The sequence below is a fragment of the Bradyrhizobium sp. SZCCHNR1043 genome, assembly GCF_032489675.1.
Classification (GTDB): domain Bacteria; phylum Pseudomonadota; class Alphaproteobacteria; order Rhizobiales; family Xanthobacteraceae; genus Bradyrhizobium.
Map to the genome: position 1 here is coordinate 156412 of NZ_JAUEYN010000005.1, position 22807 is coordinate 179218.

General features: G+C 65.8%; 23 protein-coding genes. 22 read left to right on the forward strand and 1 reads right to left on the reverse strand.

The features are described from left to right. The first annotated feature begins 1 nt into the window (after nt 1). The 22 genes from QX039_RS10455 (at nt 2) to QX039_RS10560 (ending at nt 21982) form a co-directional block, all read left to right on the forward strand. Nucleotides 2-1357: a pyruvate dehydrogenase complex dihydrolipoamide acetyltransferase gene (locus QX039_RS10455; RefSeq protein ID WP_315738182.1), complete on the forward strand. Its 1356-nt coding sequence runs from the start codon at nt 2-4 to the stop codon at nt 1355-1357. 39 nt (nt 1358-1396) lie between these two features. Then, on the forward strand, nt 1397-1636 hold the full coding sequence (locus QX039_RS10460; protein ID WP_315738181.1) for a hypothetical protein: 240 nt from the start codon (nt 1397-1399) through the stop codon (nt 1634-1636). A 32-nt stretch (nt 1637-1668) separates the two neighbouring features. Beyond that, nucleotides 1669-3090 (forward strand): dihydrolipoyl dehydrogenase, encoded by a 1422-nt coding sequence (gene lpdA / locus QX039_RS10465; protein WP_315738180.1) that lies wholly within the window; start codon nt 1669-1671, stop codon nt 3088-3090. A 137-nt stretch (nt 3091-3227) separates the two neighbouring features. Next, complete coding sequence (locus tag QX039_RS10470) at nt 3228-4469, forward strand: threonine synthase (RefSeq protein WP_315770829.1); 1242 nt, start codon at nt 3228-3230, stop codon at nt 4467-4469. A 91-nt stretch (nt 4470-4560) separates the two neighbouring features. Then, complete coding sequence (locus tag QX039_RS10475; protein WP_315770828.1) at nt 4561-5532, forward strand: tripartite tricarboxylate transporter substrate binding protein BugD; 972 nt, start codon at nt 4561-4563, stop codon at nt 5530-5532. Between the two features lie 234 nt (nt 5533-5766). Further along, a complete protein-coding gene (gene ilvD / locus QX039_RS10480; RefSeq protein WP_315770827.1) occupies nt 5767-7491 on the forward strand; it encodes a dihydroxy-acid dehydratase in 1725 nt (574 codons plus the stop codon). Nucleotides 7492-7594: 103 nt separating this feature from the next. Then, complete coding sequence (locus QX039_RS10485) at nt 7595-8311, forward strand: tetratricopeptide repeat protein (RefSeq protein ID WP_409997702.1); 717 nt, start codon at nt 7595-7597, stop codon at nt 8309-8311. 41 nt (nt 8312-8352) lie between these two features. Further along, the gene (locus QX039_RS10490) at nt 8353-8829 is read left to right on the forward strand and encodes a GNAT family N-acetyltransferase (RefSeq protein WP_315738175.1); all 477 of its coding nucleotides are present in this window, start codon (nt 8353-8355) and stop codon (nt 8827-8829) included. 199 nt (nt 8830-9028) lie between these two features. Beyond that, entirely contained in the window at nt 9029-10078 is a 1050-nt protein-coding gene (locus QX039_RS10495; RefSeq protein WP_315770825.1) for a substrate-binding domain-containing protein, read from the forward strand. 99 nt (nt 10079-10177) lie between these two features. After that, nucleotides 10178-11416 carry an ABC transporter substrate-binding protein gene (locus tag QX039_RS10500; RefSeq protein ID WP_315738173.1) on the forward strand — a complete coding sequence of 413 codons (1239 nt, stop codon included), beginning with the start codon at nt 10178-10180 and terminating at the stop codon, nt 11414-11416. A gap of 65 nt (nt 11417-11481) precedes the next feature. Then, nucleotides 11482-12348, forward strand: a complete 867-nt coding sequence (locus QX039_RS10505) for an ABC transporter permease subunit (protein WP_315738172.1) — start codon at nt 11482-11484, stop codon at nt 12346-12348. Next, a complete protein-coding gene (locus QX039_RS10510) occupies nt 12348-13400 on the forward strand; it encodes a branched-chain amino acid ABC transporter permease (RefSeq protein ID WP_315756678.1) in 1053 nt (350 codons plus the stop codon). Before QX039_RS10505 ends, QX039_RS10510 begins: the two co-directional genes overlap by 1 nt. A gap of 1 nt (nt 13401) precedes the next feature. Further along, nucleotides 13402-14130 carry an ATP-binding cassette domain-containing protein gene (locus QX039_RS10515; protein ID WP_315770823.1) on the forward strand — a complete coding sequence of 243 codons (729 nt, stop codon included), beginning with the start codon at nt 13402-13404 and terminating at the stop codon, nt 14128-14130. Then, nucleotides 14127-14828 (forward strand): ABC transporter ATP-binding protein, encoded by a 702-nt coding sequence (locus tag QX039_RS10520; protein WP_315770821.1) that lies wholly within the window; start codon nt 14127-14129, stop codon nt 14826-14828. The genes QX039_RS10515 and QX039_RS10520 overlap by 4 nt, the downstream gene beginning before the upstream one ends. Nucleotides 14829-14911: 83 nt before the next feature. Beyond that, entirely contained in the window at nt 14912-16426 is a 1515-nt protein-coding gene (locus QX039_RS10525) for an amidase (protein WP_315770819.1), read from the forward strand. Beyond that, entirely contained in the window at nt 16426-16728 is a 303-nt protein-coding gene (locus QX039_RS10530) for a putative quinol monooxygenase (RefSeq protein ID WP_315770817.1), read from the forward strand. Before QX039_RS10525 ends, QX039_RS10530 begins: the two co-directional genes overlap by 1 nt. 220 nt (nt 16729-16948) lie before the next feature. Continuing rightward, on the forward strand, nt 16949-17398 hold the full coding sequence (gene ureE, locus QX039_RS10535; RefSeq protein ID WP_315770816.1) for an urease accessory protein UreE: 450 nt from the start codon (nt 16949-16951) through the stop codon (nt 17396-17398). Next, on the forward strand, nt 17391-18059 hold the full coding sequence (locus QX039_RS10540) for an urease accessory protein UreF (protein ID WP_315770815.1): 669 nt from the start codon (nt 17391-17393) through the stop codon (nt 18057-18059). Before ureE ends, QX039_RS10540 begins: the two co-directional genes overlap by 8 nt. 11 nt (nt 18060-18070) lie before the next feature. Then, a complete protein-coding gene (gene ureB / locus QX039_RS10545; protein WP_315770814.1) occupies nt 18071-18769 on the forward strand; it encodes an urease subunit beta in 699 nt (232 codons plus the stop codon). A 5-nt stretch (nt 18770-18774) separates the two neighbouring features. Next, complete coding sequence (ureC, locus tag QX039_RS10550; RefSeq protein ID WP_315770812.1) at nt 18775-20481, forward strand: urease subunit alpha; 1707 nt, start codon at nt 18775-18777, stop codon at nt 20479-20481. After that, on the forward strand, nt 20478-21122 hold the full coding sequence (gene ureG / locus QX039_RS10555) for an urease accessory protein UreG (RefSeq protein WP_315770810.1): 645 nt from the start codon (nt 20478-20480) through the stop codon (nt 21120-21122). The genes ureC and ureG overlap by 4 nt, the downstream gene beginning before the upstream one ends. Further along, complete coding sequence (locus QX039_RS10560; RefSeq protein ID WP_315770808.1) at nt 21119-21982, forward strand: urease accessory protein UreD; 864 nt, start codon at nt 21119-21121, stop codon at nt 21980-21982. The genes ureG and QX039_RS10560 overlap by 4 nt, the downstream gene beginning before the upstream one ends. Here QX039_RS10560 and bla read toward each other — a convergent pair. Then, entirely contained in the window at nt 21937-22800 is an 864-nt protein-coding gene (bla, locus tag QX039_RS10565) for a class A beta-lactamase (RefSeq protein ID WP_409998834.1), read from the reverse strand. The two genes, QX039_RS10560 and bla, sit on opposite strands and share 46 nt — an antisense overlap. Between the last annotated feature and the right edge of the window lie 7 nt (nt 22801-22807).

The window sequence follows — 22807 nt, forward strand, 5'->3', positions numbered from 1 at the left end:
CATGCCGATCAACATTCTCATGCCCGCGCTGTCGCCGACGATGGAGAAGGGCAACCTTGCTCGTTGGCTCAAGAAGGAAGGCGACCAGGTCAAGTCCGGCGAGGTCATCGCCGAGATCGAGACCGACAAGGCCACGATGGAAGTCGAGGCGGTCGACGAAGGTACGCTCGCCAAGATCCTGGTGCCGGAAGGCACGCAGGACGTTCCGGTCAACGACGTGATCGCGGTGCTCGCTGGCGAGGGCGAGGACGTCAAGGCGGCCGGCAGCGCGCCGGCGGCAGCAGCTCCGAAGGCCGAAGCCAAGCCGACGGCATCTGCGGCGCCCGCCGCGACGCCTGCGCCTGCCGCTGCGTCCGCGCCCAAGCCGGCCGCGGCTCCTGCGCCCGCCGCGCCTGCGGCTGCGCTCCAGGTCAACGGTCACGCCCGCATCTTCTCCTCGCCGCTGGCACGGCGGCTCGCCAAGGATGCCGGCATCGATCTCGCCCGCATCACCGGCACCGGCCCGCATGGCCGCGTGGTCGCGCGTGACGTCGAGGAGGCGAAATCGGGCAAGGGCCTCAAGGCCGCGCCGTCAGCCGCAACCGCCGCGGCAGGCGCCCCCGCGCTCGCGCCCTCGATGTCGGACAAGCAGATCCTGGCGCTGTTCGAGCCGGGCTCCTACGAGGTCATCCCGCATGATGGCATGCGCCGCACCATCGCGCAGCGCCTGACCGCGTCGGTGCAGAACGTCCCGCACTTCTACCTGACGATCGACTGCGACATCGGCAAGCTCTTGGCCGCGCGCGAGGAGATCAATGCGGCGGCTCCGAAGGACAAGGAAAAGAAGCCGCTCTACAAGCTCAGCGTGAACGACTTCGTCATCAAGGCGATGGCGGTGGCGCTGCAGAAGATCCCCAATTGCAACGTCAGCTGGACCGAAGGCGGCATGGTCAAGCACAAGCATTCCGACGTCGGCGTCGCCGTGGCGATGCCGGGCGGCCTGATCACGCCGATCATCCGCAAGGCCGAGACCAAGACGCTGTCGGCGATCTCCGGCGAGATGAAGGACTTCGCCGCGCGTGCCCGCTCGCGCAAGCTGAAGCCGGAGGAATATCAGGGCGGCACGACAGCCGTGTCCAACCTCGGCATGTACGGCATCAATCACTTCACGGCGGTGATCAACCCGCCGCATGCGACGATCCTCGCGGTCGGCACCTCCGAGGAACGCCCGGTGGTGCGCAACGGTAAGATCGAGATCGCGAGCATGATGAGCGTGACCCTGTCGTGCGATCACCGCGCCATCGACGGCGCGCTCGGCGCCGAGCTGATCGGCGCGTTCAAGCAGCTGATCGAGAACCCCGTGATGATGATGGTGTGATGTTGCTTTGCGGAGCGGGATGGCAAACGGGGCCAGCGCATGCGGATCAGAACGCGGTGGCCCTGGATCACGGCACTGGTAAGCGTCGCGCTGCTCGCCAACCCGCTCGGGATCGACGTCATCCATTCTGCTTTCTTCTCCGGCGAGGCGCTGTCGCGCGGCATCTGGGCGCCAATCGTGCTCGCCGGATTCGCGATCTGCGCTGTGCTGATGCTGCTGGAGGCAATTATTCGAGCCTTGATCTGGCGACGTTCCGTCGGCAGCACCACGACCATCTGATTTCCAACTGCTTCAGTTGAATGGGAGCCGTAATGGCCGACACATCCTTCGACGTCATCATCATCGGCTCCGGCCCGGGCGGCTACGTCGCCGCAATCCGCGCAGCCCAACTCGGGTTCAAGACCGCGATCATCGAGAAGTCCTACCTCGGTGGTATCTGCCTGAACTGGGGCTGCATCCCGACCAAGGCGCTCTTACGCTCGGCCGAGATCTATCACTACATGCAGCACGCCAAGGATTACGGCCTCTCTGCCGAGAAGATCTCCTACGATCCGAAGGCGGTGGTGCAGCGCTCGCGCGGCGTCTCCAAGCGGCTGAACGACGGCGTCGGCTTCCTGATGAAGAAGAATAAGGTCCAGGTGATCTGGGGGCGCGCCGCGATCGATGCGCCCGGCAAGATCACGGTGACCAAGTCGGATGTCGAGGCGCCCAAGGGCGCGCTGGGCGAGGGGACCTATCAGGCCAAGCATATCATCGTCGCGACAGGCGCGCGGCCGCGCGTGCTGCCGGGCCTCGAGCCGGACAAGAAGCTGATCTGGACCTATTTCGAGGCGATGGTGCCGGACAAGATGCCGAAGTCGCTGCTGGTCGTCGGCTCCGGCGCGATCGGCATCGAGTTCGCCTCGTTCTTCCGCACCATGGGCTCCGAGGTCACCGTGGTCGAGGTGCTGCCGCAGATTCTCCCCGTGGAGGACGCCGAGATCGCCGGCATCGCGCGCAAGCAGCTGGAGAAGCAGGGCCTCAAGATCATGACGGGGGCCAAGGTCACCAAGCTCGACAAGAAGAGCGACAGCGTGGTGGCGACGATCGACGACGGCAAGGGCAAGACCGAGTCGGTCGAGTTCGATCGCGTGATCTCGGCGGTCGGTGTGGTCGGCAACATCGAGAATCTCGGCCTGGAGAAGCTGGGCGTGAAGACCGATCGCGGCTGCATCGTGATCGACGGCTACGGCAAGACCAACGTGCCCGGCCTCTACGCGATCGGCGACGTCGCTGGCCCCCCGATGCTGGCGCACAAGGCCGAGCACGAGGGCGTCGTCTGCATCGAGGCGATCAAGGGCCTGCATCCGCATCCGATGGACAAGAACCTCATTCCCGGCTGCACCTATTGCCATCCTCAGGTCGCCTCCGTCGGGCTCACCGAGGCCAAGGCCAAGGAGCAGGGCCGCGACATCCGCGTCGGCCGCTTCCCCTTCGTCGGCAATGGCAAGGCGATCGCGCTCGGCGAGGACCAGGGTCTCGTCAAGGTGATCTTCGACAAGAAGACGGGACAGCTGATCGGCGCCCACATGGTCGGCGCCGAGGTCACCGAGCTGATCCAGGGCTATGTCGTGGCGATGAACCTCGAAACGACAGAGGAAGAGCTGATGCACACGGTGTTCCCGCATCCGACGCTGTCGGAGATGATGAAGGAAGCCGTGCTCGACGCCTACGGCCGCGTGCTGAACATGTAGTCTCGTTTCCCGTCGTCATGCGCGGGCTTGACCCGCGCATCCATCGCGCTTCTGGAACGTTCGCGAAGAGGATGGATTGCCGGGTCAAGCCCGGCAATGGCGGATGCAACCAGACGGGCCAACCTGAAAGTCCAGCCGTGAAATCCAGCGACAATCTCACTATCGAACGCCCGACCTTCGTCACCCACCTCGAATGCGCGATGGAGGGCGATCATTATCCGGCGGACCAGGTCCACAACCTGTCCAAGGCCGGCAAGCCGCTCCTGGTGCGCTACGATCTCGCCGGCGTGAAGCAGGCGCTGACCAAGGACGCGCTGGCGCAGCGTCCGGCCGACATGTGGCGCTATCGCGAGCTGCTGCCGGTGCGCAAATGCCAGGACATCGTCAGCCTCGGCGAGGTGATGACGCCGCTGATCAATCTGCCGAAACTCTCGAAGAAGCTCGGCGGCGGCGAGATCATCGTCAAGGATGAGGGGCGGCTGCCGACCGGCTCGTTCAAGGCGCGTGGCCTGGTGATGGCGGTGTCGATGGGCAAGGCGCTCGGCATCAAGCACATGGCGATGCCGACCAACGGCAATGCCGGTGCAGCGCTCGCCGCCTACGCGACCTCCTGCGGCATCAAGACCACGATCTTCTGTCCGGCCGATACGCCGGAGGTGAACGTCAGCGAGATCGAGCTGCAGGGCGCGACCGTCTACCGCGTCAACGGCCTGATCGACGATTGCGGCAAGATCGTCGGCGAGGGCAAGGCCAAGGTCGGCTGGTTCGATACCTCGACCCTGAAGGAGCCCTATCGCATCGAGGGCAAGAAGACGATGGGCCTGGAGCTCGCCGAGCAGCTCGGCTGGGACGTGCCCGACGTGATCTTCTATCCGACCGGCGGCGGCACCGGCCTGATCGGCATGTGGAAGGCGTTCGACGAACTGCAGAAGATCGGCTTCATCGGCGCGAAGCGCCCGCGCATGGTGGCGGTGCAGGCCTCCGGCTGCGCGCCGATGGTGCGCGCCTTCGAGCAGGGCGTCGAGCATGCGACGCGCTGGGAGGATGCCCACACCATCGCGTCCGGCATCCGTGTGCCCCAGGCGGTCGGTGATTTCCTTATCCTGCGCGCCGTCCGCGAGAGCAAAGGTTTCGCCATCGCGGTCGATGACGAGAAGATTTCATCTGCGCTCAGCGAAGTCGCGCGCGAGGAGGGGCTGCTGTTGTGCCCGGAAGGCGCGGCGACCTATGCCGCCTACAAGCAGAGCCTGGCCGACGGACGCGTGACGAAAAACGATCGCGTCATGCTGTTCAATTGCGCGACAGGACTTAAATATCCGCTGCCGCCGGTCACCCGGACGCTCGATCGTCACCAGCCGATCGACTTCGGGCAGTTCTAACTAACAAAACAGCACCGCGGCCTCGAGCACATGCTCCGGCGCAGACGCATTCGCGTCTGTGACCGGCGCGTGCGACACAAGGGAGGACGTGATGCGACGAGCTCTTTGCGCCGTGCTGTTTGCGTGCCTGGCTCTGGCGGTGCCAGCGCGCGCCGACACCTACCCCTCGCGCGCGATCACCGTGATCGTGCCGTTCGCCGCCGGCGGCCCATCGGATGCGATGATGCGCATCCTCGCCGAGCACATGAAACGGACGCTCGGCCAGCCCGTGCTGGTCGAGAACGTGACGGGCGCGGGCGGCTCGATCGGCGTGGGACGCGCGGTGCGCTCGAAGCCCGACGGCTACACCGTGAGCTTCGGCCATCTCGGCACCCACGTCGCGAACGGCGCCGTCTACCGGCTTGGCTATGACCTCGACGCCGATCTCGAGCCGGTCGTGCTGCTGCCGAGCAATCCGATGATCATCGTCAGCAGGAACAACATCCCGGCCAAAACGCTGCCGGAGTTTCTCGCCTGGGTGAAGTCGCAGCCGAACCCCGTATCGGCCGGCACGGCGGGCAACGGCTCCGGCAGCCACATCGCAGGCCTCTATTTCGAGCAGGTCACCGGCCTCAAGCTGCAATACGTGCCCTATCGCGGCACGGGGCCGGCGATGAACGATCTCGTCGCCGGCCAGATCGATCTGATCGTCGACCAGACCTCCAATGCCATCAACCAGGTCCGCGCCGGCACGATCCGCGCCTACGCCGTCACGGACGCCAAGCGCCTCGATTCCGCGCCCGAGATCCCGACCACCGATGAAGCCGGCCTGCCGGGCTTCCACATGACCCTGTGGTCGGGACTCTGGCTCCCGAAGGGCGTCAGCAAGGAGATCGTCGACACGCTCAACGCGGCCGCCGTGGCTGTGCTGGATGAGCCGGATGTGAAAAATCAGTTGAAAAACCTGGGGTTGCACATACCGGCGGCGGACCAGCGCAGCCCGGCCGCCCTTGGAACCCTGCAGCGCGCCGAGATCCGCAAATGGTGGCCGATGATCCGAGCCTCCGGGGTGGTGCCCGAGTAGCTTTCGCTCTTCATGCTAACCGAGGATGGTTGCGCGTCGGCCACGAATGTTGCGACGTCGCCACAGTTTACGAAGTTTTGGTAACAATCTCCGGCGCTCCGCAAACGCGCCGCTTTTTAGCCACACCTGGTCGTGAAATACTTTGATCAGAACATAACCAGTGCGTGTGAGGCTGCCGAAAATCCATTTCTAGGATTTTAGCGTTCTCCTCAGCACCGGGAGGCCAGAACAGCGATGGACGCGAAGACCGACATCAAGCGCAGGCTGCCCAGCCGTCATGTGACGGAAGGGCCCGAGCGTGCGCCGCATCGGTCCTACCTCTACGCGATGGGCCTGACCACGGCCCAGATCCACCAGCCCTTTGTCGGCGTCGCCTCGTGCTGGAACGAGGCCGCGCCCTGCAACATCGCGCTGATGCGGCAGGCCCAGGCGGTCAAGAAGGGCGTGGCGCATGCGGGCGGCACGCCGCGCGAATTCTGCACCATCACCGTGACCGACGGCATCGCGATGGGCCATGACGGCATGCGCTCGTCGCTGCCGTCGCGCGAGGCGATCGCCGATTCCGTCGAGCTGACGATTCGCGGCCATTCCTACGATGCGCTGGTCGGGCTCGCCGGCTGCGACAAATCGCTGCCGGGCATGATGATGGCGATGGTCCGGCTCAACGTGCCTTCGATCTTCATCTATGGCGGCTCGATTCTGCCGGGCAATTTTCGCGGCCAGCAGGTCACGGTGCAGGACATGTTCGAGGCCGTCGGCAAGCATTCGGTGGGTGCGATGTCGGACGAGGACCTCGACGAGCTCGAGCGCGTCGCCTGTCCATCCGCCGGCGCCTGCGGCGCCCAGTTCACGGCCAATACGATGGCGACGGTCTCCGAGGCGATCGGGCTGGCGCTGCCTTATTCGGCCGGCGCCCCGGCGCCTTACGAAATCCGCGATTCGTTCTGCATGACGGCTGGCGAACAGGTCATGGAGCTGATCGCCGCCAATATCCGCCCGCGCGACATCGTCACGCGAAAATCCCTGGAGAATGCCGCTGCGGTTGTGGCGGCGTCCGGCGGGTCGACCAATGCTGCGCTGCATCTACCTGCGATTGCACACGAGGCGGGCATCAAGTTCGACTTATTCGACGTCGCCGAAATCTTCAAAAAGACACCTTATATCGCGGATTTGAAGCCGGGTGGCCGCTATGTCGCCAAAGACATGTTCGAGGCTGGTGGCATTCCGCTCTTGATGAAGACGTTGCTCGACCATGGCTATTTGAACGGCGACTGCCTCACAGTCACCGGCCGGACGATCGCCGAAAACCTCAAAGGCGTGAAGTGGAATCCGCACCAGGACGTGGTGAGGCCGGCCGACCAGCCGATCACTGCAACCGGGGGTGTCGTCGGTCTGAAAGGCAATCTCGCGCCGGAGGGCGCGATCGTGAAAGTCGCGGGCATGTCGAACTTGAAATTCTCTGGGCCGGCCCGCTGCTTTGATCGGGAAGAGGACGCCTTTGACGCCGTCCAGAAGCGCACCTATCGCGAAGGCGAGGTGATCGTCATTCGCTACGAGGGGCCGCGCGGCGGTCCGGGCATGCGGGAAATGCTGCAGACGACGGCGGCGCTGACCGGGCAGGGCATGGGCGGCAAGATCGCGCTCATCACCGATGGCCGGTTCTCGGGCGCGACCCGCGGCTTCTGCATCGGCCACATCGGACCAGAGGCGGCGGTCGGCGGAACGATCGCTCTGGTCGAGGATGGCGACATCATCGAGATCGACGCCGAGGCGGGTGTCCTTAACGTGAAGTTGAGCGATGCCGAGCTGGCGACACGCAAGACCAAGTGGACGCCGCGTGAGACGCATCACACGTCAGGTGCACTTTGGAAATATGCCCAGCAGGTGGGGCCGGCCGTGGCGGGCGCCGTGACTCACCCAGGTGGTGCGCAAGAGAAGTATTGCTATGCGGACATCTGATCGGATCATTTTCGCATTGATGCTGGGGGTTGCCCCGCTCGCGTTGCCGACGCCATCGTTCGCGTTCGATGGCGCTCCGGTCAACCAGGAGCCGGCGATCCCCGTGGCTGGAGCTCAGGCCGGCGCCGGCGCGCTGCGCAAGGCGTTGCCTGCGACCACGTCCTCCACGTCGCCCACGCAGTCGCTGACGGCGCTGCAATACGCGGCGGAGGAAGGTCACCCGGTTGCGCAGTTCAAGCTCGGCCGCATGTATGCGGCTGGCGATGGCGTTGCGCGGGATGACATGCGCGCCTTCGACTATTTCAGCCGCATCGCCAATGCGCATGCGGAGGACAGTCCGTCGGCGCCGCAGGCGCAGATCGTCGCCAATGCCTTTGTCGCGCTTGGCCGCTATTACCTGAGCGGCATCCCCAACACGAAGGTGAAGGCGGATCCGGATCGCGCGCGGGAGATGTTCTCCTATGCGGCGTCCTACTTCGGCAATGCCGACGCCCAATACGACTTGGCGCGGATGTACCTGAAGACGGCGGATGCTTCGCGCGACGACTTCCGCTATGGCGCGCGCTGGCTTGGCCTCGCCGCGCAGAAGGGCCAGCATCAGGCCCAGGCGCTGCTCGGCCAGATGCTGTTCAACGGCGACCGGCTGCCGCGCCAGCCGGCGCGCGGCTTGATGTGGCTCACCTTGGCGCGCGACAGCGCCGGTGCGGACGAAGCCTGGATCAAGGAGAGCTACAACCGCGCCTTCGCCAAGGCCTCCGACGATGACCGCGCCTCGGCGCTGCAGATGCTCGAAAGCTGGGTGCAGGGCAAGCGCGAGTAGCAGGAGCGCATCGCGTTCCCTCCGTTCGAGAGAGGGATTGAATGGTCATTCGCGATGCGACACCGGAAGACGCAACGGCGGCCTGCGAGATGCTGCGGGCATCCATCATCCAACTGTGCGTGGCTGATCACCGCGGCGATCCCGACATCCTTGGCCGCTGGCTCGCCAACAAGACGCCGGACAACGTCGCGACCTGGGCCGACGGGCAAGGCCGGTCGCTGTTGGTGGCGGTCGAGGAGGGGGCGATTCTCGCCGTCGGCGGGCTCGCGCACCCCGGCGAGATCACGGCCAACTACGTGTCGCCGCAGGCGCGCTTTCGTGGAATCAGTTCGGCGCTGTTGGCGGAGCTGGAGCGCCGGGCGATGGCACTGGGCGCCCGCGACGTCGCGCTGCTCAGCACCGAAACGGCGCACCGATTCTATCTTGCCCGCGGCTACGCCGATGTCGGCGTGCCCGCCGGCAAGTTCGGCACCGCGGCCTCCTATCCAATGAGCAAGACGCTCGCCACCGCGCCGTGAGTCGCGGGCCACGGTGAGACATCAAGGCCACGGCAGCGGCTGCCCAAGGAGTGGGCGATGACGCGCCGATGTTTTGACCAGCGTCAGGTTCCAGAACCAAAATCGGCGATCTTTGGTACACGAACGACCCCGATGACGCCAAAACGCGCTTGGCACGATTCGTGAGTGCAAGTCCTCTGCGACAGCAGAGGCGGCACGTTTGCGCAGCGTTCGGATCGGCCTGATCATTCCTCAGCGCGGCTCGGCAGGGTTGTGGGCGCCCTCCGCCGAAGCCTGCGGGCGGCTGGCCGTGACCGAGCTCAACCAGGCCGCCGGCATCCGCCGCCGACAGGTCGAGCTGATCGTCATCGACGCCGGCGCGACCGCCGCCAGCGCGGGCCGGGCTGCGGTCGAGGCGGTCGACGAACTCGCCGTCGACGGCCTCGTCGGCATGATGCCGAGCTACGCGCGCGATCCTGTCGCGCAAGCCGCGCGCGGCCGCGTGCCGTTCGTCTACACGCCCCAGTTCGAAGGTCTGTCGGCGAACAGCGACGTGATGACCACGGGCGAGACCGCTGGCGAGTTGCTGGGGCCGGCGGTGCAGTGGCTCTCGGAGGTCAAGCGCGCCAGGCGGTTCTTCCTCTGCGGCAACGACTACATCTGGCCGCGCTCGTCGCTGCAGATCGCCAAGCGGCTGATCGCGCGATACGGCGGCGTCGTCACCGGGGAGCACTACGTGCCGGTCGGCGTGCATGATTTCGACGAGATGCTCGATCGGATCAAGACCACGCGCAGCGATGTCGTTCTCCCGGTCTTTCTCGGCTTCGACTGCATCGCCTTTAGCCGCGCCTTCTGCGCCGCCGGTCTCAGCCGTCACGTGCTGCGATTCTCGTCCGCCTTCGACGAGACCATCGTTTACGGTCTCGACAGCGGCGAGACCGAGAACGTCTACGTGGCGTCGAGCTATTTCGCCTCGCTGCGGTCGCGCAACAACGGCGCGTTCCTCGAGCGCTACTACACGGCATTCGGCGACAATCCGCCGCCGCCCAACGGCTACGGCGAATCCTGCTACGAAGGGATTCACGCGCTCGCCGCGCTGATCGAGCGCGCCGAGAGCTTCGACGCCCGCAACCTCAGGCGCTTCTACGGACGCACGCTGCAGCGGCGCACGGCGCGCGGCAACGAGGCGCAGCCGGTGGTTGGCGGACGCCACCCGATCCATCTCGCCGAGCTGGACGGCTACGACTTCGCGGTCGTCGCGTCGCGCTAGCGCGCAGGACGCTTCCTAAAAACACTTGCCTTTTCAAATATTGTCATTTTAAACTTCTCGCGGATCATGAACCGGCATCATCAACCCATGGGGACCTTTATGACTCTCTCCCGACGTCGTTTCCTGCAACGCTCGGCCATCGCGACCTCGACATTGATCGCGGCACCCGCCGTGCTGCGCTCGGGTGCGCTCGCGGCCGAGAACCCGATCACGGTCGGCAGCCTGCACGACCAGTCCGGTCCCATCGGCACCTCCGGCACGCCGATGGTCTATGCGCTGCAGCTTGCCGTCGAGGAGATCAATGCCGCGGGCGGCCTGCTCGGACGTCCCTTGAAGGTGATCCACTACGACACCCAGTCCAACATCCAGATGTACTCGCAATACGCCCAGCAACTGGCGGTGAAGGACAAGGTCGACGTCGTTCACGGCGGAATCACCTCGGCCTCGCGCGAGGCGATCCGGCCGACCTTCGACCGCTTCAAGGTGCTGTATTTCTACAACACGTTGTACGAAGGCGGCGTCTGCGACCGCAACACCTTCTGCACCGGCACGACGCCGGCGCAGACGGTGGAGAAGCTGGTGCCGAGCGCGATGAAGAAGTCGGGCAAGAAAGCCTACATCATCGCGGCCGACTACAATTACGGTCAGATCACCGCGAAGTGGATGACCAAATACTGCAAGGACAATGGCGGCGAGATCCTCTCGACCGACTTCTTCCCGCTCGACGTCACCAATTTCGGCTCCACCATCTCGAAGATCCAGGCGGCCAAGCCCGACCTCATCCTGTCGGCGCTGGTCGGCGGCAACCACACGGCGTTCTACCGGCAGTGGACCGCGGCCGGCATGAAGGGGAAGATCCCGATCGCCTCGACCACCTTCGGCCTCGTCAACGAGCCCTCGACGCTCGATGCCGCCGAGAGCGACGCCATCATCGGCGCCTACGGCTATTTCGAGGAGCTCACCACGCCGGCCTCCAAGAGCTTCGTCGAGAAGATCAAGAAGGCGCATCCGGATTCGCCTTATATCAGCGAGCTCGCCTCGTGCACCTATGAAGGGGTGATGCTCTGGGCCGAAGGCGTCAAGAAGGCCGGCAGCATCGACCGGATGAAGGTGATCGAGGCGCTCGAAAGCGGCCTCGTCTTCGATGGTCCCAGCGGCAAGGTCTCGCTGGACAAGCCGACGCACCACACGGTCCGCAATGCGTTCCTTGCCGAGGTGAAGGAACGCAAATGGTCGGTGCTGGAAACCTACACCGACGCCAAGCCGGCCGACACCGCTGGTGTCTGCGACCTCGTCAAGAACCCGAACGACGTCAAGCAGTACATCATCAATCTCTGACGCTTGCCGGGTCCCGCCATCCGGCGGGACCCGGTTTCATTGGACTGCCCTGAAAGACCTGACGCATGGCGATCTACGTCATCCTCGCGCTCGACGTCCTCAATGGAATCTCCTCGCTGTTCCTGCTGTGCCTGGGACTGGCGATCATCTTCGGCATGATGAAGATCATCAATCTCGCCCATGGCGAGTTCATCATGTTGGGGGCCTATGCGACGGTGATCTCCGCCAATGCCGGGGTGAACATCTGGATCGCGATGCTGATCATCGCGCCGTTGTTCGTCGGCATCGTCGGCCTCGTCATCGAGCGCTGCCTGATCCGCTTTCTCTATGGCCGCCTCGTCGATTCGATGCTCGCGACCTGGGGCCTCAGCCTCCTGATCATCGGGATCGTCACGACGATCTATGGCAACACCCAGCAGGGCGTGCCGACGCCGCTCGGCGGCTTCTCGATCGGATCCTACCAGTCGAGCTACTACACGCTGTTCCTTGCGTTGATGGCGGCCGTCATGATGGCGATCATCTACGGCGTGATGCGCTACACCCGCTTCGGCCTGGTGGCCCGCGCGACGATGCAGAACCCGGCGATGGCGGCCACGCTCGGCGTCAATCCGGCCCGCGTCTACATGAGCACCTTCGCGCTCGGCGCGGCCGTGACGGGCCTCGCCGGCGGCCTGCTGGCGCCGGTGTCAGGCATCACCCCGGTGATGGGCGGTGCCTATGTCGCAAAAGCCTTCATGACCGTGGTCGGGGGCGGCGCGGCGATCCTCTCCGGCACGCTGTCCGCGGCAAGCCTGTTCGGCTCGGTCAACCAGATCGGCGCCTACTTCACCACGCCTGTCTATGGCGAGGTCATCGTCTTCACCACCGCGATCGTGCTGATCCGCTTGCTGCCGCAGGGCATCTCCGGGCGCTTCTTCAAGGGGAACCTGTGATGCCCAAGCACTCCCGTCTTGCGGGCCAGATGGGTGCGATCGTCCTTGCCATCGTGGCGATTGCGATCGTGCCGAGCGTGATCGAGCTGTTCGCCCTGATGCAGCTGACGCTGTTTGCCGCGATGTCGGTGCTGGCGCTGAGCCTCGCCTTCATCTGGGGCTATGGCGGCATCCTGTCGTTCGGGCAGACCGCGTTCTTCGGGCTCGGCGGCTATGCCTATGCCATCGCGGCCATCAATTTCCAGGATTCGACGCCTGCGATCCTGCTGGCCATCGTGATTCCGGCGCTGTTCGCAGCGATCCTCGGCTACTTCATCTTCTTCGGCCGCATCTCCGACGTCTATCTCGGCGTCATCACGCTCACGGTCACCCTGATCCTGTTCAACTCGGTCAACTCGACCTCGGGCGATGCCTACAAGATCGGCAAGGCGCTGCTCGGCGGCTTCAACGGCATGCCGGCGGTGCCGACCTTCAACATGCCGTTCGATCCGTCGACCGTGCTGTCGCCGGAGCAGTCGTGGTGGACGACAGCCTATGTGCTGCTTGGCGTGTTCCTGCTGCTGCGGCTGCTGCTGGCGCTGCCGGCCGGGCGCGTCATCGTCGCGGTGCGTGAGAACGAGGTGCGGGCCTCGCTGCTCGGCTATGACCCGCGGCTCGTGAAGTGCCTGACCTTCATCCTCGGCGGCGCGATCGCCGGTCTTGCCGGCGCGCTCTACGTCAACTGGGGCGCCTTTGTCAGCCCCACCATCTTCAGCCTGTCGCTGTCGGCCGAGATCATCATCTGGATCACGGTCGGCGGTCTCGGCACCTTGCTCGGTCCGATCATCGGCTGCGTCGTGATCGAATACATCGTCGCCTATATCGGCTCGCAGCAGCTCTTGAACTCCAACCTCGTGCTCGGCGGCGTGCTGGTGATCTTCGTGCTGCTGCTGCCGAAGGGCATGGTGCCGACCGCCCGCGATCTCGTGATGCGGCTGATGCCGGACAGGAAGAAGACCAACGGTCCCCCGATGCAGCCAGCGGCGGCGCCGCATCCCGCAGGAGCCGAATGACATGGCGGACCTGGTTCCTCTGCTCAAGGCCGAGCACCTGACGATGCGCTTCGGCGGCGTGGTCGCCAATGACGACATCACCTTCACGCTTCAGGAGATGGAGCTGCGCTGCCTGATCGGCCCGAACGGCGCCGGCAAGAGCACGTTCTTCAAGACGCTGACCGGACAACTGGTGCCGACTTCGGGCAGCATCGCATTCCGCGGCATGCCGATCGCGGGCAAGCTGTCGCACGAGATCGCGCGCATGGGCATCGGCATCAAGACCCAGGTCCCGAATGTGTTCAACGGCCTGTCGGTGCGCGAGAACATCTGGATGGCGGTGCGCCGCAAGGCGACGCCGCGCCAGCAGGGTCCGGCGGTCAATGCCGTGCTCGAGATGATCCGGCTGACCGAATACGCCGACAGCATCGTCGCCACCCTGTCGCACGGCCAGCGGCAATGGGTCGAGATCGGCATGGTGCTCGCCGCCGAGCCGGAGCTGATCCTGCTCGACGAGCCCGCCGCGGGGATGACCGACGAGGAGACCTTCCACACGGCGGCGATCATCCGCGAGATCAACCAGACCCGCGCCATTGTCGTGGTCGAGCACGACATGGAGTTCATCAAGCAGATCGCCAAGCGCGTCACGGTGTTCCACCAGGGCCGCGTGCTGGTGGAGGACACCGTCGACAAGGTGCTCGCCGACCAGCGCGTACGCGACGTCTATCTCGGCAAGAAGGTGGCAGCATGAGCGCGCTTCTCGAGGTCAAGGGGCTCAAATCCGGCTATGGCCGGATTCCGATCCTGTTCGGCGTCGACCTGACGGTGGCCGATGGCGAGTATCTTGGAATTCTCGGTCACAACGGCATGGGCAAGACCACCGCGCTGCGCACGCTGATGGGGCATCTGCCGACCACCGACGGCTCGGTCGTGTTCGCGGGCAAGACCATCACGCATCTGAAGCCGCATGAGCGCTCGCGGCTCGGCATCGGCCTTGTGCCCCAGGGCCGCGAGATCTTCCCGGACCTGTCGGTCATGGAAAATCTGCGCATGGGCCTCGCATCCGCGCCCAAGGAAGATCGCAGCGTCATTGATGCCGTGCTCCAGGATTTCCCGCGGCTGGTCCGGCTGCTCGATCGTCGCGGCGGCGCGCTGTCCGGCGGCGAGCAGCAACTGCTGGCGCTGGCGCGCTGCCTCTGCACCAAGCCGAGGCTGATCCTGCTGGACGAACCGACCGAGGGTATCCAGCCGTCGATCATCGAGGAGATCATCGAGACCCTGCTGGCGCTGAAGATGCGCTGGAAGATGTCTTTGATCGTGGTCGAGCAGAACCTCGAATTCATCACGTCGTTGTCGGATCGCATCCTGCACATCCAGAAGGGGCGCATCACCGAGGAGCTCGACCGTGAGACTCTGCTGGCCCGGGAAGGTCAGATGGTCCCGAGCTAGAATCTACCGGCGTGCTGCGCCGGCCCATTGAACTGACAATTTGCTGTCTCTGCCCAGCTTGTCCTCACAAGAAAGGATGACTCATGTCCATCAAACGCCCGAATGCCGAGGAAGTCGCCGATCTCGCCGCCAGCCTGCATATGAACATGACGGTCGAGGAGGCCGCCGAATATCTGTCGCTGATGGGCGGCATGTTCGATCAGTACGACATCATCGATGAGTTGCCGAACCCGCTGCCGCCGGTGAAATATCCGCGTACGCCGGGCGCCAAGCCGCCGGCGAAGGAGAACAAGTACAACGCCTGGGCGATCAAGACCGAGGTCAAGGGCGCATCGGGCGGCAAGCTCGCAGGCCGCACCGTTGTGCTCAAGGACAACGTCGCGCTCGCCGGCGTGCCGATGATGAACGGATCGACCACGCTCGAGGGTTTCATTCCCGCCGCCGATGCCACCATCGTCTCCCGCATCCTCGATGCCGGCGGCACCATCGTCGGCAAGGCGGTCTGCGAACACTTCTGCCTGTCCGGCGGCAGCCACACTTCCAATCCCGCGCCGGTGCACAATCCCTGGAAGATGGGCTATTCCGCCGGCGGCTCGTCCTCGGGTAGCGCCGCGCTGGTGGCGGCCGGCGAGGTCGACATGTCCATCGGCGGCGACCAGGGCGGCTCGATCCGCATCCCCGCGTCCTATTGCGGCATCTACGGCATGAAGGCGACCCACGGTCTCGTGCCCTACACCGGCGTGATGCCGATCGAGTCGACGATCGACCACACGGGACCGATGACCAAGTCGGTTGCCGACAATGCGCTGCTGCTCGAAGTGCTGGCCGGCGCCGACGGGCTCGATCCCAGGCAATATGCGCCGAAGGTCTCCGCCTACACCGAGTCGCTCGGCAAGGGCGTCAAGGGGCTCAAGATCGGCGTGCTCAAGGAAGGTTTCAGCGCGCCGAACATGGAAGAGGGCGTGATCTCCAAGGTCAAGGCCGGCGCGGAGCGCTTCGCCAAGCTCGGCGCCTCGGTGTCCGAGGTCTCGATCCCCGAACACATGCATGCGCTGGCGGCGTGGAATCCGATCACGCTCGAAGGCTTCCTGGTGCAGATGATGCTCGGCAATGGCATGGGCTTCAACTGGAAGGGGCTCTACGACGTCGGTCTGCTCGACGCGCATTCCGGCTGGCGCACGCGCGCCGACGATCTGTCGGTGACGTTGAAGTTGACCATGCTGGTCGGGCAGTGGGGCCTCGAGCACTATCGCGGCCGCTACTACGCGAAGTCGCGCAACATCGCGATCCAGGCCAAGGCGGCCTATGATGCCATGTTCGGCTCCTATGACCTGTTGCTGATGCCGACCTTGCCCTGCGTCGCGACGCCGATCCCGGCCAAGGATGCGCCGCTCGCCGAGGTCGTGCAGCGCGCCTTCGAGATGACCGCGACGACGAGCCCGTTCGACGTCACAGGTCATCCGGCGATGACCTTGCCGTGCGGCTTGTCGGACGGCCTGCCGGTCGGCCTGATGCTGATCGGCAAGGACTATGGCGAGTCCACGATCTACCAGGCGGCGAGCGCGTTCGAGGCCGACGGCGACTGGAAGACCTTCTGATGATCACCATCACCGCGGTCATCAGGGCCAAGGCGGGACACGAGGCCACGATGCGCGACGCTCTCGTCGCCGTCGCGGCCCATGTCGCGGAGAGCGAGCCGGAGACGATCGGGTTCTTCATCTCGCAGAGCGAGACCGAGCCCGGTCTGTTCACGACCTACGAGCGCTTCGCCGACAAGGCCGCGATGGACCGCCACAACGGCTCCGCCGCGGTGGCGACCTTCTTCGGCATCGCCAAGCCGATCCTCGACGGCGAGGTCATTCTCGTGACCTCGCAGGAGGTCTCGGCGACGCTGCGGTAGGGCGCGGAGGTACTTGAGCAAACCAATCGTCCTTCGAGACGCCCGCCTTGCGGCGGGCTCCTCAGGACGAGGACGGTGGCTGTGGCGGGAGAAAACTCACAGCGAAGCTAACCCACCGCGAAACTCTCAACCCTCATGGTGAGGAGCCCGCCACTTGGCGGGCGTCTCGAACCATGAGGCCCCAATGCCGAGAACTGACGAATAAGGAGGACCTACGCCGATGCTGCGTCTTCACGGCATCCTAGGACGCGCCGAAGACAAGGCCTATGCCGGCCGGCTGCACGCGCTGGAGCACCGCGGCGGCATCGAGCTGTTGTTCGTGCCGCCGGCCGATGCCGGCCGCAAGCGCTTCCGGCTGACGACCGATCGCGGAACCGACTGTGCCGTCAGCCTCGATCGTGACGAGGAACTGGTCGACGGCGCGCTGCTCTATCTCGAATCCGATCGCGCCATCATCGCCCGTTTCGGCGAGCAGAGGGTCTGGCACCTCACGCCGCGCGATCCGGCCAGCGCGCTCAAGCTCGGCTGGCACGCCGGCAACCTGCATTGGCGGGTTCGCTTCGAAGACGATCATCTGATCGTGCTGCTCGATGCCCCGCTCGACACCTATCGCGCCCGCGTACAGCCGCTGCTCGATGCCGGCGAGGTCGTGGAGCGCGATCATGTTTGACCGCGGCGAGGCGCTCGTGCTGCTGCAGCTCGGCGACAGCGCTTTTCCTGCCGGCGGCTTTGCGTTCTCCTGGGGCATCGAAGGCCTCGCCGCCGACGGCCTGTTGTCCGATCGCGATGATCTCGACGACGTCATTGCCGATCACCTTGCGCAGCGCTGGGCAAGCATGGATCGCATCCTGCTGCGAAGAGCATGGCATGCGAACGACATCGCCGCCGTGGATCGCCTCGCGGAGGCGACCACACCGTCGGCCGAGATGCGCGACGGCTCGCGGCGCGCGGGCAGGGCGCTGCTCGGCGTCTGGGTCAAGCTCGCCGGTCCCTTGTCGGTCGCCTATCGCGCCCAGGTCTCGACCGATGTGCGTCTCGGCCATCTGCCTGTCGTGCAGGCCATCACCGGCCGCGATGCCGGTCTCGGCCTTGCCGCCGCCGAGCTCGTCTCCGGCTGGACGCTCATCACCGGTCTCGTCAGCGCCGCCGTGCGGCTCGGCCTGATCGGCCACATCGAATCTCAACGCAGCCTCGCGCGCGCCCGCGCGCTGCTCTCCGATTTGCTGGCTGATACACCCGACGACGACGCCATGCCATCGAGCTTCACGCCCTTCATCGACATCGCCGTGTCGCGCGGTCCGCTGCGGCACGTGCGCATGTTCACGACCTGAGAGGTTGCGCCATGATGAACCTGTCGCCGACCGAGATGGATCGTCTCGAGATCTTCAACGCCGCGCAGATGGCGCGGCGCAATCGCTTGCTCGGCATCAGGCTTAGCCATCCCGAGGCGGTGGCCTACATCACCGACGAAGTGATGACCGCGGCGCGCCGCAATCTGCCCTATGCCGAGATCCGTGACATGGCGGGGCGGCTGCTCACGACCGACGACGTCGAGCCCGGCGTCGCCCAGATGATTCCGATGCTGTATGTCGAGCTGATGTTCGCCGAGGGCACCAAGGTGATGGCGCTGTTCGAGCCGATCCAGCCGGCGGAGGGCGCCGTCGCCGATGACATCGTGCCAGGCGAGATCATCGAAGGCTCCGGCGACATCGAAATGTTCACCACGCTGCCGGCGGTCACGCTCGACGTCGTCAACACCGGCGACCGCGACATCCAGGTGCGCAGCCACACCCATTTCTTCGAGGTCAATCGCGCGCTGTTGTTCGACCGCGCCGCCGCCTGGGGCATGAAGATCGATCGTCCGGCGGGACTCGGCGTCCGCTTCGAGCCGGGTGTCACCAAGTCCGTGCGACTGGTGCTGATCACCGGCGACCGGATCGTGCGCGGCCAGGCCGGCCTCGTCAACGGCCCGCTCGATGCAGCCGGCGCGCGCGAAGCCGCGTTGAAGCTCGCGCAGTCGCGCGGCTACCTGGGAGCCTGATGATCATGGCCACGCTGACCCGCCGCGCCTATGCCGAGCTGTACGGTCCCACCAAAGGCGATTTGATCCGGCTCGCCGACACCAGCCTGCTCGCCGAGATCGAGCACGACTACACGACCTACGGCCATGAGCTGCTGGTCGGCGCCGGCAAGAATTTGCGCGACGGCGAGGCCATCGCCGGCCACCGCACGTCGTCGCACAAGGTCCTCGACGTCGTCATCAAGAACGCCACCATCATCGATGCCGTCGCCGGCATCGTGAAGGCCGACATCGGCATCCGGGACGGCCGCATCGTCGGCATCGGCAAGGCCGGCAATCCCGACGTGATGCCGGACGTGCATCCGGACATGGTGGTGGGACACACCACCGCGCCGATCGCCGGCGGCCCGTTCATCGTCACGGCGGGCGCGATCGAATCCCACGCGCATCTGATCTCGCCAGAACAATCCGATCATGCCCTCGCCGGCGGCACCACGACCCTGGTTGGCAACGGCTCGGGGCCTGTCTTCGACGTCGGCAGCGGCTCGGGGCCGAACTTCGGCCATTTCCTGAAATCGATCGAGTTCTCGCCGCTGAACTACGCGCTGTTCGGCCGCGGCGGCTCCAACCCCGAAGCGGTCGAGGAGGCGGTCGCGGCCGGCGGCATGTCCGTCAAGATCCACGAGGATTTCGGCGCCGCGCCCGACGTGATCGACAAGAGCCTGATCGCCGCCGACCGCAACGATTTCGCCGTCCATCTGCATACCGACTCGATCAATGAATACGGCTTCTGCGAGGACACGATGGCCGCGGTCGATGGCCGCACCATCCACATGTACCACGTCGAGGGCGCCGGCGGCGGCCATGCGCCCGACCTGCTCAAGGTCGTGTCCTGGCCCAACGTGATCCCGTCCTCGACCAATCCGACCAATCCCTACACCTCGTATGGGATGGAGGAGGGCGTACCGATGACGATGATCTGTCATCAGCTCAACTACAACGCCCCCGAGGACGTCATGTTCGGCGAGGCGCGGGTGCGCGCACAGTCGATGGCGGCGGAGGATTTCCTCCACGACATGGGCGCGATCTCGATCTTCGGCACGGACACGCAGGGGATGGGGCGGCTGGCCGAGAACGTCGCCAAATGCTGGCAGCTCGCCAGCGTGATGAAGGACCGCATCGGCCGGCTGCCGGAGGAGACGACCGCGCGCGCCGACAATGAGCGCATCAAGCGCTACGTCGCCAAGCTCACCATCAATCCCGCTGTTGCCGTCGGCATCGATCATGTCGTCGGCTCGATCGAGGTGGGCAAGATGGCCGATCTGGTGCTGTGGCCGCGCGCCTCGTTCGGCCTCAAGCCCTACATGGTGATCAAGAACGGCTTCCCGGTGTGGGCGGCGATGGGCGACGGCAATGGCAGCCTCGGCCTGTCGGAGCCGATGATCCAGAAGCGGATGTGGGGCGCGCTCGGTGCTGCGCCCCAGCGGCTCGGCGTGAACTTCATGTCGAAGCTCGCGGTCGAGGCCGACATCCGCCGCAAGCTCGGGCTGGGCCGCGAGACCGTGCAGATCAAGAATGTCCGTCGCCTGCGCAAGACCGACATGATCAGAAACGCGGCGATGCCGCATGTCGAGGTCGATCCGCAGACTTTCGAGGTGCGCGCCGACGGCAAGCTGCTGATGTGCCCGCCGGCCACCACGGTGCCGCTCGCAAGGAGGTTCATGCTGCGATGAGCCGGCTCGTTCTCACCCGCGTCGATCAGCCCATGACCGCGGCGCGCGTCGGCATCGGCGGCCCCGTCGGCTCCGGCAAGACGGCGCTGGTCGAGCGCCTGATCCCGGCGCTGCAGGCGCGCGGCATCGACATCGCGGTCATCACCAACGATCTCGTCACCGCCGAGGATGCCGAGCGCGTCCGCCGCTCCGGCCTGATCGATCCCGAACGAGTCTCGGCGGTCGAGGCCGGCGCCTGTCCGCACACCGTGATCCGCGAGGACCCGACGCTCAACATCGAGGCCGCCGACGAATTGGAGCGGCGCTTTCCCGGCGTCGAGCTGATCCTGCTGGAGAGCGGCGGCGACAACCTCGCTTCGACGTTCTCGCGCGACCTCACCGATTTCTGGATGTTCGTGATCGACGTCGCCGGCGGCGACGACATCCCGCGCAAGCGCGGTCCCGGCGTGATCCGCGCCGATCTGCTCGTCATCAACAAGGTCGATCTCGCCCCGCATGTCGGCGTCGATCTCGCCCGCATGCAGCGCGAGGCCACCGATGTGCGCGGCGGACGGCCCGTGCTCTTGACCAACTGCCGGCGCGGCGAGGGCGTTGAAGCGATCGTCGACCTGCTCGAGCGCGAGGTGCTGTTCCGCACGTGACCGATGGCGTCCCCATAGAGCAGCCGCGGCTTGACCTGAGCTTCGTCCGGCGCGGCGGCCGCACCGTGATCGACCGCCGGCTGTTCGCCTGGCCGTTCGTGCTGACGCGCAGCTTCCACACCGACCCGGCGCGGCCCGATCGCCTCAGCGTGATCCTGCAGACCGGCAGCGGCGCCGTGCACGGCGAGGACCGGCTGACGCAGCGCTTCATGCTCGGCGAGGGCGCCGCCGTCTGCATCACGACGCAGGGCGCGACCTCCGTGCATCGCGCCGAACGGGGCATGCGCGCCGTGGAGCAGGTGAAGCTACACGTCGCGGCCGGCGCCTCGCTCGACTACCGGCCCGAGCCACGCATCCTGTTTCCCGAGGCGGCGCTGGGTCAGGTGCTCGATCTCGAATGCGCTCACGATGTGTCTGCGCTCGTGGCCGACGCGTTCACGATGCACGATCCTGACGGGCAGGGGCGGCTGTTCCGCGAGCTCGATTCCACGCTCGTCGTGCGACGGCCGGGTGCGGATCCCTTGCTGATCGACCGCATGCATCTGCGCGGTCCCACGATCGCGCTGTTCAAGGGCCACCGCGCCTTCGGCTCGGCGCTGCAGCTGCTGCCGGAGGGCCACGATCACGGCGCAATTCGACTGCGTCTGGCCGATGCGCTTGCGGGCGTCGATGGTCTTTATGCAGCCGCGAGTCTGCTGCCGGAGGGGGCCGGCATTGGGGTTCGGCTCGCCGCACGCGAGGTCCGCCAGCTGCGGGCCGGCTTCGACACGATCGCAGCGACGCATCGAGGGATCGATCTCGGCGTGTGCGCCGGTCAGGCGCCGAGCGCAGCCGTGACGGCTCGGCCGACCGCCGCGTGAACCGCGTTGCGCTTGTCGTCGCTGGCCTTGGTCTCCGTGAGATAGCTCGTCACGATCACCGGAGCGCGTCCCGTCGGCCAGATCACCGCAACGTCGTTGCTGCTGCCGCGCTCACCCGCGCCGGTCTTGTCGCCGATGCGCCATTCGCCGGGCAGGCCGGCGCGCAGCTTGGCACCACCCGTCTTGCAGGCGATCAGCCAGCCGTTCAGGACGTCGCGCGACGCGGTTGACAGGGCATTGCCGGTCGTCAGCTTCGCCAAGGTCTGCGCCATCGCCGCCGGCGTCGTGGTGTCCCTGGGATCGCCCGGCACGCTTTCATTGAGCTCGGGCTCGATGCGGTCGAGCCGGGTGATGGCGTCGCCGAAGCCGCGGATGGCGCGGGTCAGTCCGGTCGGACCGCCGAGCGACGCCAGCAGCAGGTTCGCCGCGGTGTTGTCGCTCAGCGTCACCGTGGCCTCGCACAGCTCGCCGATCGAGAGGCCCGACGTGCCGACATGCAGCTTGGTGACCGGCGCATAGGACAGGATGTCTCCTTGCGCGATCGGAATGCGGCGCGCCAGCTGCTCGGCGCCGGCATCGACCTTGGTCAGGATAGCGGCCGCCAGCACCGCCTTGAAGGTGCTGCACATCGGGAACCGCTCGTCGAGCCGGTGGCCGCTCAGGGCGCCGCTCGCGGTGTCCAGCAGCGCGACGCCGAGCCGCCCGACGCTGTCGGCCTCGATGCCCGCAATTGTCTCTTGGAGGTCGGCTGCGAGCGCGGGCTTCACCAGCAGGGGCACGAGCGCGAGCGGAAACAATTGCCGCCGTGAGTAACGCATCACGGGA